Annotated in this window: 12 protein-coding genes and 1 pseudogene; 2 read left to right on the forward strand and 11 right to left on the reverse strand. The window is 62.7% G+C overall.

All coding sequences use genetic code 11. The annotated features are described in order from the left end of the window. Positions 1 to 241: 241 nt before the first annotated feature. The 9 genes from FZ029_RS32195 to FZ029_RS32235 all read right to left on the reverse strand — a co-directional run bounded on the left by FZ029_RS32195 (position 242) and on the right by FZ029_RS32235 (position 8,890). The gene (locus tag FZ029_RS32195; RefSeq protein WP_149274204.1) at positions 242 to 988 is read right to left on the reverse strand and encodes a helix-turn-helix domain-containing protein; all 747 of its coding nucleotides are present in this window, start codon (positions 986 to 988) and stop codon (positions 242 to 244) included. 161 nt (positions 989 to 1,149) lie between these two features. Beyond that, positions 1,150 to 2,004, reverse strand: a complete 855-nt coding sequence (locus FZ029_RS32200) for a D-amino-acid transaminase (protein WP_149274206.1) — start codon at positions 2,002 to 2,004, stop codon at positions 1,150 to 1,152. Between the two features lie 65 nt (positions 2,005 to 2,069). Continuing rightward, positions 2,070 to 2,903: an arginase family protein gene (locus tag FZ029_RS32205; RefSeq protein ID WP_149274208.1), complete on the reverse strand. Its 834-nt coding sequence runs from the start codon at positions 2,901 to 2,903 to the stop codon at positions 2,070 to 2,072. A 6-nt stretch (positions 2,904 to 2,909) separates the two neighbouring features. Next, on the reverse strand, positions 2,910 to 3,824 hold the full coding sequence (locus tag FZ029_RS32210; RefSeq protein ID WP_149274210.1) for a hypothetical protein: 915 nt from the start codon (positions 3,822 to 3,824) through the stop codon (positions 2,910 to 2,912). A gap of 86 nt (positions 3,825 to 3,910) precedes the next feature. Continuing rightward, positions 3,911 to 4,780: a diaminopimelate epimerase gene (gene dapF, locus FZ029_RS32215; protein ID WP_211104282.1), complete on the reverse strand. Its 870-nt coding sequence runs from the start codon at positions 4,778 to 4,780 to the stop codon at positions 3,911 to 3,913. A 61-nt stretch (positions 4,781 to 4,841) separates the two neighbouring features. Next, positions 4,842 to 5,588 carry an SDR family oxidoreductase gene (locus FZ029_RS32220; protein WP_149274212.1) on the reverse strand — a complete coding sequence of 249 codons (747 nt, stop codon included), beginning with the start codon at positions 5,586 to 5,588 and terminating at the stop codon, positions 4,842 to 4,844. Between the two features lie 108 nt (positions 5,589 to 5,696). Further along, the gene (locus FZ029_RS32225; protein ID WP_149274214.1) at positions 5,697 to 6,902 is read right to left on the reverse strand and encodes a homoserine O-acetyltransferase; all 1,206 of its coding nucleotides are present in this window, start codon (positions 6,900 to 6,902) and stop codon (positions 5,697 to 5,699) included. Positions 6,903 to 6,982: 80 nt separating this feature from the next. Further along, positions 6,983 to 7,945 (reverse strand): cysteine synthase A, encoded by a 963-nt coding sequence (cysK, locus tag FZ029_RS32230; protein ID WP_149274216.1) that lies wholly within the window; start codon positions 7,943 to 7,945, stop codon positions 6,983 to 6,985. 51 nt (positions 7,946 to 7,996) lie between these two features. After that, positions 7,997 to 8,890 (reverse strand): YqcI/YcgG family protein, encoded by an 894-nt coding sequence (locus FZ029_RS32235; RefSeq protein WP_211104283.1) that lies wholly within the window; start codon positions 8,888 to 8,890, stop codon positions 7,997 to 7,999. A gap of 691 nt (positions 8,891 to 9,581) precedes the next feature. On the opposite strand from FZ029_RS32235, the gene FZ029_RS32240 reads away from it, so the two are divergent. Both FZ029_RS32240 and FZ029_RS32245 read left to right on the forward strand, forming a co-directional pair. Beyond that, on the forward strand, positions 9,582 to 10,034 hold the full coding sequence (locus FZ029_RS32240; protein WP_149274218.1) for a DMT family transporter: 453 nt from the start codon (positions 9,582 to 9,584) through the stop codon (positions 10,032 to 10,034). Between the two features lie 15 nt (positions 10,035 to 10,049). Then, the gene (locus FZ029_RS32245; RefSeq protein WP_149274220.1) at positions 10,050 to 10,739 is read left to right on the forward strand and encodes a metallophosphoesterase family protein; all 690 of its coding nucleotides are present in this window, start codon (positions 10,050 to 10,052) and stop codon (positions 10,737 to 10,739) included. Positions 10,740 to 10,853: 114 nt separating this feature from the next. Here FZ029_RS32245 and FZ029_RS32250 read toward each other — a convergent pair. Together FZ029_RS32250 and FZ029_RS32255 are read right to left on the reverse strand one after the other, a co-directional pair. Continuing rightward, positions 10,854 to 11,756, reverse strand: a pseudogene (locus FZ029_RS32250) (transposase). Next, the coding region (locus tag FZ029_RS32255; protein ID WP_149274222.1) for an IS3 family transposase at positions 11,642 to 12,139 on the reverse strand (498 nt) is incomplete at its 5' end. The pseudogene FZ029_RS32250 and the gene FZ029_RS32255, both read right to left, overlap by 115 nt.

Genomic DNA, 12,139 nt, shown 5'->3' on the forward strand with positions numbered 1-12,139 from the left:
CTCGGCTTCAGCGGGCCGACTCTATACCCGCTCGCCCTCCCGACCGCCACCAGCCCGGCCTTTTCTGCACCAACGTCCGCTGCCCATAGACTTGCTGACCCGAAGGCTGTTGACGACACTCACAGCCCTACCAGACCGGCCACTTGGCGCAACACCCCTGTTCAGCTTAAAGTAGCATCCCGCCCAGCACCGGTCAGGACGAGCCCGTCACGAACAAGCTCTGAACTTGACGGCGGCTGCCTCATGGTGCGTGCGACACGCTCCGGCGGTAGTGGCCCGGTGTGACACCAAATGCGCGCCGGAAACAGCGACCGAGATGGCTTTGATCGGAAAAGCCAGTCTCGGCTGCCACGGCGGCAACCGGTTGCCCGACCCGCAATAGGTGTCGCGCCTCGTTCAACCTTTCAGATAGTCTGAAAATCTGCGGTGGAATGCCAAATTGTTTGCGGAACCGGCGCGAGAAGCCCTCGCGACTCATCCCGGCGAGGCGAGCCCCTTCGCTGACCGTTTCCCATGAGGCATTCCTCGCCTCCGTCCGTTCCTGAGGCATGCCGCCATCGCACCGGTGATCTTTGATGATTGCCGCAAGATCGAGCCAATCGATGCTTCCCTGCCGCCGCAACAGCAGCGACATTCCGGCAAACAGACCCATGGCATCGTAGACCCCCGGCGACGTATAGATATTGATGCAGAAGATGTCCATCGACTCGGAAAGGGAGCGGTGGGGCGTGCCGGCCGGAATTCTCACCCCCTGGCCGGGTGCGACATCGAACAGCGAGTCCTTCATCAGGAACCGCCGGCGTCCCGACAGGACGAATGTCAGTTGGTCCTCTTCATGGAAATGCACCGGCAGCGAGACATCCTGCCCGCACACGACCCCCAGTTCGACGATGTCGCTGCTGAACGGCCGCCAATATCGCCAGACGCCGTCGGCGCCCGTGCCCATGCCGATGTCCATGCCCTTGGGGAACTGAAATAACGCCACCATGACAAACCACCCTGCATCCGTAATCCGGCCGGACCGCCCTGTCCCCGACTCCGGCAGGGGCCCTCACGCATCAGCGCTCCGCAGCCTCTTGAGAGTCCCCAAGCTCCGCCGTCGCAACAAGCCCCGTCATGCGTTCGGAGTTTGCATTCGTACGACCGGCATCAAACCCCGGTTGCATGGGCGAATTCAAGATGGATCTCGCGCAGGCGCCGCACCACGTCGCCGACCTTGCCGTCCCCGATCGGATGCCCGTCGATCGCCACCACGCCCTGGACCAGCACCGACGCGCTGGTGATGAACACCTCCTTGGCGGTGACCGCTTCGGCAACGCTGAAAAGGCGCTCCTCCACCGGGATCTTGCGCTCCTCGCAGAGCTTGATCAACGCCTTGCGCGTGCATCCGTCGAGGATCGCGTTGAAGCGCGGCCGCGTCACCAGAACGCCGTCGGCGGTGACGATGAACGCCGACGACGACACGCCTTCGGTAACAAAGCCGTTTTCGACCATCAGCGCTTCCTGGCAGTCGGCGTCCACGGCCGATTGCCGCGACAGCACCTGCGCCAGAAGGGAAATGTTCTTGATGTCGCGGCGCGCCCAGCGGATATCGGGAACGGTCTTGACCGAAATGCCTTCGAGCGCTTCGCGCGATTCGATCATCTTCTTCGCTCTGACGAACATGACCAGCGTCGGTCGCGCATCCTTGGGAAAGGCGAAGTCACGCTCTGCCGCGCCACGCGTCACCTGCAGGTAGACGAAGCCCTCTTCCAACCCGTTCAGCGCAATAAGTTCCTTCAGCAGCGCGATGAGCCTGTCTGGTGTCTCCGGCAGGGCGAGAGAGATTTTTCCCGCAGAACGCTGAAGCCGCGCAAGATGCGATGAGCTGTCGATGATCCGGCCGTTCAGCACCGCCGCCACTTCATAGGTACCGTCCCCGAACAGAAATCCGCGATCGAGGATGGAAATCTTCGCGTCGGCAAGTGGGACAAAAGATCCATTTACATAGGCTATCTGTTTCATTGCCACAATTCTTCCAGCATTTATTGAATAACGATCCGGTAATCGGCTTGGGCAAGTCGGCCCGATTATTCCATCGCCGTTCGCTTGGCCGACGCCGCTTGCAGCAGCGGGGCCGCGATATCCAGAATGACCTCGACAGCCGCATCGCCGTCGCGCTCGTCCGCGGGTGCGTGAAACTCCGCAAGTTCGACACCGGCAAGCTGCGAGGCCGGGATCGCGGCGAAGATGTCGCGCAGCTGCGACGGCAGCAGGCCGTCCGGAACCGTGTAGTCCGCAGGGATATATCCCGGTTCCATCACATCCCAGTCGACATGGATCCAGACCGGCGCGCCGCCGATCTGGCGGAGCACATGGTCCGGCGTCGCATCGGCAGGAGCGATGATCCGCACGCCGGCCCGACGCAGAAGCTCGCCCTCGGCTGGATCGATGTCCCGCGCCCCGACCAGAATGACCTGTTCGGGCCGCAGGCCAGCCCCATGGCCGCTGTCCCAAAGCCCGCAGGCGGCGGCAACGACCATGCCGCCGAGATAGCCGGTGCTGGTCGTCTCGGGGGTATTGAAGTCGCCATGGGCGTCCACCCAGAGAACCACGGCGTCCGGAAGACGTTGCGCGACGACCGGCAGGGTCGCAATGCTCGCCGGGCAGGTGTTCGAGATCAGGACGCTCAGCTTTTCCCCGTCGATGCTCTCGGATATCGCATCCTTCAACGCGGCCAGCGTTGCGTGTGCCTGCGGAAGGCTGTCGCGCCAATCATCCTGGGCAGGGGGGGCAGCCTGGCCGACGACCCGTGCCTTCACGCCGTAGCGGCGTTCCAGGGCCCGGGCGACGCGCGCGGCACCTTCGATCGTCTGGGCGCTGCGATCGGCCACCCGGCCTTGTGAAACGATAAGATCAAACATCGGCTTTCAGGCTCCGCTCTCTTGAGACTGCAGAAGTTGGCCCAACACCCGGGCGAAGCGCATGGCGCCACCGTCGCAGAATGGAAAGGAAAGCGACGGTTCGCAAATATCCAGTTCCAGCAGCAGCGGCCTGCCGTCGTTGCCGCGGATGAGGTCGACGCGTCCGTAGAGCAGCGGCCTGCCGAGCCCGAGATGGTCGGCGGTGGCATCGAGGATCGCCAGTGCCACGGCCTGTTCATCCGCATCCGCGACCCGGGTCGCACGGAAATCGGGGGTCGGCCCGTTCACCGTCCCGTCGGACATGAGCAACGCGCTTTTGCGGATCGCGTGGCTGTAGACACGATCGAAATAGGTGAGATTGGTCTCACCGACCTGATCGACCGACGAAAGATACGGCTGGAGGATGACGCTGCGATTCTGCTCCAGAAGGCGGACGATGTGCTCGGTGGCCTCGTCTTCCGCCGTTCCGGCGAACCGCTTCACGTTTTTCGAATAGGAACCGACGGTCGGCTTGACCACCAGTTCGGCGGCTTGGCCGTTCGTGGCCAGGAAATCCCGCAATGCTGCCCGGGCGTCCTCCCCCGGTTCGACGAACCGGCTCGGCACCACCGGAACCCCGCGCGCGGCAAGATCGGCGAGATAATGCTTGTCCGATGCCCAACGCACCACCGACAGCGGATTGACCAGATTGGTCGTCGCAGCGACCCGCTCCGCCCAGGCCAGGAATTCTTCACGGCATTCGATGTAATTCCACGTCGACCGCAGGACGACGTGAGCGTAGCGCGACCAGTCGACGCCCGGATCGTCCCAGGCGCAGACTTCGGCCGGGACGCCAAGTTCCTCGCACGCCGCCAGCAGCAACGGCATGTCATCGTCGTTTTTCAGGTCGGTAACCGAGGTAGCCAGAGCGATAACGTGCATGGAGTCAATCCAATGTTGGAATAAGGACAACCGGTTGCCGAGCCGGTTGCCGGGATGTCGTGTCAATTCGGGATCACCAGACGCTTTCAGTCCGGCTGGCCCGCCAACGGGCTGGTATCCAGCCTGCCCTCGAAAACGAAGGCGGCCGGACCGCTCATCATGATGGGGGCCTGCTCGTCCGGCCATACGATGTCCAGCTCGCCGCCGGGCAAAACCACGGAAACGCTGCGGTCGACGCGGCCGCGCCGCATCATCACCGCCGCCGCGGCGCAGGCACCGGTGCCGCAAGCCAGCGTTTCGCCCGCGCCATACTCGTAAACCCGGAGAATCAGGCGTTTGCGGTTCACGACCCTGACGAAGCCGACATTCACCGTCGGTGGCAGGACGCGCGATTTCTGCAAGGCCGGTCCGATGTCTGCGACCGGTGCGCCGGTCTCGTCATCCACCTCCAGCACCGCATGCGGGTTTCCGGTCGACACGGCGGCGAAGCGGATGCGCCGGCTGCCATCGAGATCGACTTCGTAGAGGTCCTGCTCGCTTTCGAAGCCGGCCAGCGGAATTCTGTCCGGAGCGAAGGCAGGGATGCCCATAGCCACCTGGAATCGTTGGCCGCCGAGCACATCCACGGCATGCGTTCCGCTTGGGCTGTCGAGCAGGAAGCGATCTCCCGTCGCAAGTCCCGCGCGCACCACCCAGGCGGCGACACAACGCGCACCGTTGCCGCATTGCATCGACGGCGATCCGTCCGGAGTCCAGATGCGGTAGGAGGCGACGGCCTGCGCACTGCGCGGCACCGCGATGCCGAGAATCATGTCGCAGCCAACGCCCATGCGGCGATCCGACAGATACCGGCACAGGGCTGCCGAAGGCTCCGGCACCTCACGCAGGTCCAGGACGACGACATCATTGCCGGCGCCGTGCATCTTGCTGAATGGAAGCGTGGGGAAGTCATGCAAGGGCGGTCGTCCTTCTTCGGGTTCAAAGTCGTTCAGCGAGGCACGGCGCGGGGATATGCCGTCACCACGGCACGGTTTCGTCCATATGAACGAAGGTTCCCGTCGGCCCGTCGCTGTCGAGCAAGGCCATGCGCACGCCGGTGGCGGCCCCGACCGGTATTTCTAAATACCCTTCGCCGTCGTTCATGTCGGTTTTGGTATAGCCGGGATGGACCGCATTCACCTTGATGGTCGTCCCGCGCAATTCGTACGCCAAATGTACGGTCCAGGAATTGACCCCGCTTTTTGCGGCGCTGTAGGCCGGGAGCGATTTGAAATGATCGCTGTAGGCGTATGAGTCCGGATTGCTGTGGGTGCCGATCGAGGCGAGAAGGCTGGAAAGGTTGACGATGCGCCCGGCCGCCGACTTGCGGATCAGGGGCAGGAATGCCTGCGTGACCGCGACGACGCCGAAGAGATTGGTGTCGAACGTCTCGCGCCATTGCGTCAGAGGCTGCTCGGACGGCTGCTTGCCATATTGCTCGATGCGGATCGCCGCGTTGTTGACGAGAATATCGAGCCGGCCGAACTCGCGCTCGACGTCGCCGGCCGCGGCCCGGATCGTTTCGTCGCTGGTGACGTCGAGATGGATGGGCTGGACGGCAAGCCCCTCCCCGCGCAGCGTCTCCGCCGCCATGGCTGCCCGGTCCGGATTGCGCCCGGCCACCAGGACATGGACGCCGTTGCGGGCAAGCTGGCGCGCCGTCTCAAGGCCGATCCCGCGCGTTGCACCGGTAACGAGGGCGATCTTGGCAGGTTGGTACGACATCGGGTATCCGTCGGTTGGTTGGGCGATGGAACAGGGTGGAGAGGGGGCGAGCACCGCCGGCCGGACGGCAGGACGGAGCTTTCCGGCAGGAGGATTCCCGGGCCAGCCTTATTGGATGCACGCAGCTCCGGACCGACGATGGGCGGGCTGGATCGCATTCATTCGGGACAACGGCGACCACCCCGCCGTCCCGCGCTGCCGCAGATCGGCAAGGAACCCGGCCACCGCCGGGCCGAAACGGTCCGTGTCGACCAGGAAGGCGTCATGCCCCTGCGGCGATTCCAGCGGCAGGAATTTGGCATCCACCCCGCCCGCCCGCAGTCCGACCGCGATCTGCCGTTGCTGGCTCAACGGGAACAGGACATCGCTGGGCACGCCCAGGACCAGCGCCCGATCGAGGCTCAACCGGGCCAATGCCAGGTCGGCGCTGCAGCCATAGGCATCGCCGAGGTCGAACCAGTCCATGCAGCGGCTGAGATAGAGATAGCAGTTGGGGTCGAAGCTGCGTACGAACCGGCGCGCATGGCTTTCCAGATAGCTCTCGATTTCGAATTCGCGGCCGAAGGAATCATCCTGGCCGCGCTGTGCCGCATCCAAACGCAGTCGGCCGAAACGGCCATCCCACTCCAGGGCCGAGCGGTAGCTGATGACCCCAAGCTTGCGCGCGGTCATCATCCCGCATTCAGGATAACGCGCGTGGTCGTAATGGCCGCCGTTCCAATGCGGGTCGAGCCGGATCGCCTCGCGCTGCAACGAACGTACGGCGATCGAAAACGGCAACGCGTGGACCGCGCTGGAAATGCTGATGTGGCTGCACGCCAGACCGGGATGCCGTGCCAGAAGCGACAGCGCCGTCATCCCACCCATGGAATTGCCGATGACGCAGGCCAGCCGATCGATGCCCAGCGCCCGTACCGTGAAGGCGGCCGCGTCGGCGATGTCCTCGATCGAGAGTTCGGGAAACTCCAGCCGATAGGGACATCCGGTGGCCGGGTCGATCGAAGCCGGCCCGGTCGAACCGTTGCAGCTCCCCAACGAATTGACGCAGATCACATGCCATAGGTCCGTATCGATCGGCTTGCCGGGTCCGAGCATTTCCTCCCACCAGCCGGGCGTGGGATCGCCGTCATGCGAAGCCGCATGCGCGCTGGGCGAAAGTCCGGTGACGATCAGAATCGCATTGTCGTGCGTGTCTTGCGGCTTGCCCCAGCTTTCATATGCGATGCGCGCACCATGCAGCACGCCGCCCCGCTTCATCGGAAAGGCGGCGGGCAGATCGATGAACCGGGTCGCCGGAGGAATGAATTCGCTCATTTGCCTGGAGAATGCTGGAATTATTGCGGAACGAAGGCCGGTAAGCCCTTCGATGGAAGCCGGTACGGTGTCGCGGCCGGTCAGGCTTCCAGCGACGCCAGCCAATCGTCGTCCGAACCTTCGGTGACGCCGTCGAACAGAAAGGTCGACAGGTAACGCTCGCCGGTGTCGGGCGCCATGGCGAGGATCACCGATCCTTCCGGTGCGCTTTCCGCCACCCGCAGGGCGGTCGCCACGGTGGCGCCGGCGGAGATGCCCACGAAGATTCCTTCCTCCGCGGCGAGGCGGAGCGCCACATCGCGGCCGGCCACCTCGTTCACCTCCAGCAGTTCGTCGATCACCTCGCGGTCGAGGATGCTGGGAACGAAGTTCGGCGCGAGGCCCTGGATCTGGTGAACGTTCCAGCCCTTGCCGGACAGCACGGCGGCATTGTCCGGCTCGGCCACGACGATCCGCACCTCCGGCCGCGCCAGTTTCAACATCTGGCCGATGCCGGTCAGCGTTCCGCTGGTCCCGAAACCGGTAACGAAGTAGTCGAGACGCTTTCCGGCGAAATCGGCAAGGATCTCCGACGCCGTCGTCTGGCGGTGGTACGAAGGGTTGGCGGGGTTGTCGAATTGCCGGGCGCGGAACCAGCCGTATTTTTCGGCCAGCTCGTCGGCGATGCGGTTGCCGCCGCTGCTGCCCAGCGCGCTGGGAAACAGCAGGACCTTGCCGCCATAGGCGCGGATCAGCTTGCGCCGTTCCACCGAATACCCGTCGCCCATCACCGCGACGAAGCGATAGCCGCGCGCCGCCGCAACCATCGCAAGCGCAATCCCGACATTGCCGGACGTGCACTCCACGATGGTATCGCCCGGCTTCAGCAGTCCCTTCCTTTCGGCATCGAGCACAACGGAGAGCGCCAGCCGGTCCTTGACCGAACCGCCGGGATTGAACTTCTCCAGCTTCGTGTAAACCGTCACATGTTCCGGCGCGAGCCGGTTCAGCCTGACGATCGGCGTGCGGCCGATCGTGTCGAGAACGCTGTCGTAGAGCGGCATCGGAAGATCCTCGGCAAGGAAGCGATAAGGGGAAGGAACGTCACGCCTGCGTCAGTCGGCGGAACCGACCGTCGATCTTTCATCCGCCCGCTGCCCGCTTTCCGATCGTCCCGCACCGGCAAAGGTGAACGGGCACTTGTCGGTTCGTTCGACATTGTCCTCGATGATGCCGTATTGCCACCATTCGAGCCCCTCGGAGCCGTACGAACCGAGTTGGAGTGATCGCGACACGCCGTCATATCTGGCAATCCGGTCACGGATGTTGTTGCGGACCTTCCTTCCGGTGGGGCTGTTGCCGGCGACGACGTCGAAGCGTTCGCGGGGATTGATCACGAACAGGAAGTGCGCACCCAGGTTGCGGCTTCGGCGAACCTTATGCGCGGGATGGCTCATGTTGCAGAACAGCTGCATGCCATTGAAGCACATGGACCAGGACGGCGAATGGGGATCGGCTGCGACGTCCTGCGGCCACGGAATCGGGTCGATCTCGTGCAGCTTCTGGAGAACGCTCCAGCCGAAGGTATGGTAGTCCGCCCACGAGCCATCCCGGATCGCATCCAGGGAAAAGGCGACGACCAGCGGAGATGCCGTGTTGAGATTGCCGTCCCATCCTTTCGAGCACTCGACATATTCGACGAGACCGTCCGCGAGATGCCGGATGCCGGCCGGGTCGACCGATTCGACAAAAATGAACTTCAATATTGCTTTTCGGATTGCGCTTCTTCCAAAAATGCAGGGGAAGTCCTGATCATCAACGAGCCGGGTCTTGATGTCGCCAAGAACAGCGCGGTGCCAATCGCAACCCTCCGTCGAAGCCTGCTCCTGAGACAGCATTCTTGCTTTTCGATGATTGGCACCCATTCCATTCTTATCCGCCCGCTGCGTACGATCGCACGGCGAACCATCGACGGAAGAAGGCGCGTCAAGAATAGAGACGTCGACCATGATTATTCTACTCCCAGTTATTCTCTTGTGGTTCGCCACGCCATGACGCCGCTTGAGTTCTGTTTCGGCTGCCCAGCGGATAGGAGCATCGAACTCCGGTGTATTTGCTTACTTTCAAACCGGACTTTTAGGCTTGGTCGCGGATACGACGCGCTCTGCCTGCTCCCGGTCACGTCAACCCGAAAGGATGCAACGATGTGTATTGCCTGCTTGAATGCGACATTTACGGTGGGAACGGGCCGGATACCCTGCTCCCCGTTCGGGCGTGGAGCGGAGGCCGGAAAGAAGTATTTTGCTCGACTGCATAATGGTCTTTGGACATTGATAGCCGACGGACGAAAAAGCAACTAAAAATATGCTTAAGTGCACCGTTCACATGCGAAACGGGTATCAAACCTGACAAGCCCTTTCTAGAACGAATGTGACCGTGCGGAATGCAGAGATAAAAAATGCGCTGCCTGTCGAAAGCATTATTTTAAAAGAAAATCTTATAAAATACTCTGCTTTCCGCTTCTCTGCCGGTATGCGGGATCACCGTCCAGTTCCGCGATTTTCCGCAGCGGATTTTGGGGTTCGGCAAGCAGGTCACATCCGTTCCAGACGGCGACAGCCCGATCCTGATATCCAGTGGTCCGGGAGCGCCGTATGGAAAGCCATCCATGCGAGCCGGCACGTCTTCGGGGAGTACGGCATGACCGCCGCCTTGTCCGCATTTTCATATCTGCTGGTGGTCGGCGCCGGCGTGAGCGTCGCTCTGCAGCAGGTTCTGAACGCAAACCTGCGGGCCGAACTCGGGTCGCCCTGGTGGGCGGGCTTCATCAGCTATTTCGTCGGCATGCTGGCGATGCTGTCAGTCGCGCTGACCTCCTCCAGCCCCCGGCTGTCCGATTCGTTGGCCGGGTCGACGTCTTGGCTGTCATGGACTGGGGGGCTTTTCGGCGCGCTGTTCATCGGAACCGCGATTCTCATGGTTCCCCGCCTCGGCGCCGCGACGGTTCTCGCCTTGATCGTCGTCGGACAAATGCTCGGCTCGCTCGCCTTTGACCATTTCGGACTGTTCGGGCTTCCCCACCACCCGGTCAGCCTCACCCGGCTGGCCGGCGCGGCCTCTCTGCTCCTCGGCGTCGTCCTGATCCGCCTTTGAATCCGGGAGGCCACGGTGAAGCTCGTCATCATTTCCGACATCCATGGCAACCACGAAGCCTTGCGTGCCTTGCCTGAAGAGTATGACGAACTCTGGGTCCTTGGCGATCTCGTGAACTACGGACCGCAGCCGAGGGAAGTCGTTGCGGACATCATGGATAAGGCTTCCCTGGTCGTACAAGGCAATCATGACCACGCGGTGGCCTACGACGACGACTCACGCTGGAGTCCGCGCTATCGCCCGATAGCCGAAGCGACCAGGCGATACACCTCCTCCGTCCTCAGCGAAGCACAGAAGGTTTATCTCCGCGGGCTTCCGCAGCAGGCGCAGGCCAAACGCGACGGTCTGCTGTTTCACCTGACTCACGCAATGCCTTCGGACCCGCTCTACGGACGCTACCCGACGGACACAGAGGGATGGGATTCGGTACTCGATGGACTGCAGGCGGATGTCCTTCTTGTCGGGCACACCCACGTGCCGATACTTCGCAAGGTCCGTGACAGGATCGTGCTGAATCCGGGAAGCCTCGGCCAACCTCGAACCGGCACTTCGCTGGCAAGCTACGCTGTCTGTCAAAACGGCCACTTCGAACTTAAATCCTTCCGGTACCCGGTTGAAGCAACTGTTGCAAAGCTCAGGGAACTGGCGTTGCCGCGTCCGGTCGAAAGCGAACTTGTCGCTATTCTCGAAACCGGTTCGGCTTGAACTTCCCAATGGTTCCGTTAGGTGTCGCGCCCTCCCTGGGCCGACCTGCACCAGAGGGTGGGGTCACGTCCGTCAAGGTAGCGGAAATTAGGAGGTGCTCATGAGCGTCGTGGATCAGGCCGCCTTTGTGGATTGTAGAGCGGTGATGGCGGGTTCGTTGGCGGGTGCGATACCGCTCATGGTTTCGAGTATCAGGTAACGGTGCTGAAGCTGCCAGTCATCGTTTTGCTCCAAAAGCACAGCGCCAACCAGTCTTCGGACACTGTCCTCGTTGGGAAAGATGCCGACGACGACGGTACGGCGTTTGACTTCCTTGTTGAGGCGTTCGATGGGGTTGGTCGAATGCAGTTTGGTGCGATGCGCCTCGGGGAAATCCATGTAGGCCAGCACATCATGCTCGGCGTCATCGAGCAGTGCTGCGACCTTGCGGAAGCGCGGCCGGAGCTGATCGGCGATATGGCGCCATGCCTCGCCGGCGGTCTTGCGGTCGGGCTGGACGAAGATCTGGCGTACGGCGGCCGACACCATGGTCTGCTGGTCCTTGGGCACATGGCAGAGCAGCGAGCGCAGGAAATGCACCCGGCACCGTTGCCACGTCGCCTGGAAGACACGGGTTGACCGCCGCCTTGTTTCCGCCATGGGCGTCAGAGATCACCAGCTTGACGCCGCTCAGACCACGACATTCAGCTTGCGCAGAAACTCGATCCAGAAGATCTCGGCCTCCGACGGACCGATGTCCATGCCCAGCACCTCGCGGTGGCCGTCGGTGTTGACCGCCACGGCGATGGTGATGGTGACGGCGACCGAGACGATGCGCCCGTTCTGGCGCACCTTCACGTAGGTGGCGTCGAGCCACAGGCATGTGAACCGGGCCGGGAATCCCGGAGGCCATTTGTGTTGAGTCACGCCGCGATGGCGACGTCCTCGGTTTGGGCATAGTAGCGCGCTTCGGCCTCGGCGGGAGGAATGTTGCCGATGGGTTCGAGCAGGCATCGGTGATTGAACCAATCGACCCATTCCAAGGTGGCGAACTCAACAGCCTCCAAGGTGCGCCAGGGCCCGCGGCGCCGGATCACCTCGGTCTTGTAGAGACCGTTGATGGTCTCGGCCAGGGCGTTATCGTAGGAATCGCCAACGCTGCCCACGGAGGGCTCGACACCGGCATCGGTCAGGCGCTCGGTGTATCGAATAGCGGCATATTGCGAACCCCTGTCGGAGTGATGAATGAGACCGCCGTCTCTGGCCGGTCGGCGGTCGTGAAGTGCCTGCTCCAGAGCGTCCAGTACGAAGCCTGTGTGGGCTGTGCTGGACACCCGCCAGCCCACGATGCGGCGCGCGAAGGCGTCGATGACGAAGGCCACGTAGACGAAGCCCTGCCATGTCGATACGTACGTGAAATC

This window comes from Azospirillum sp. Sh1, assembly GCF_008365135.1.
Taxonomy (GTDB): domain Bacteria; phylum Pseudomonadota; class Alphaproteobacteria; order Azospirillales; family Azospirillaceae; genus Azospirillum; species Azospirillum oryzae.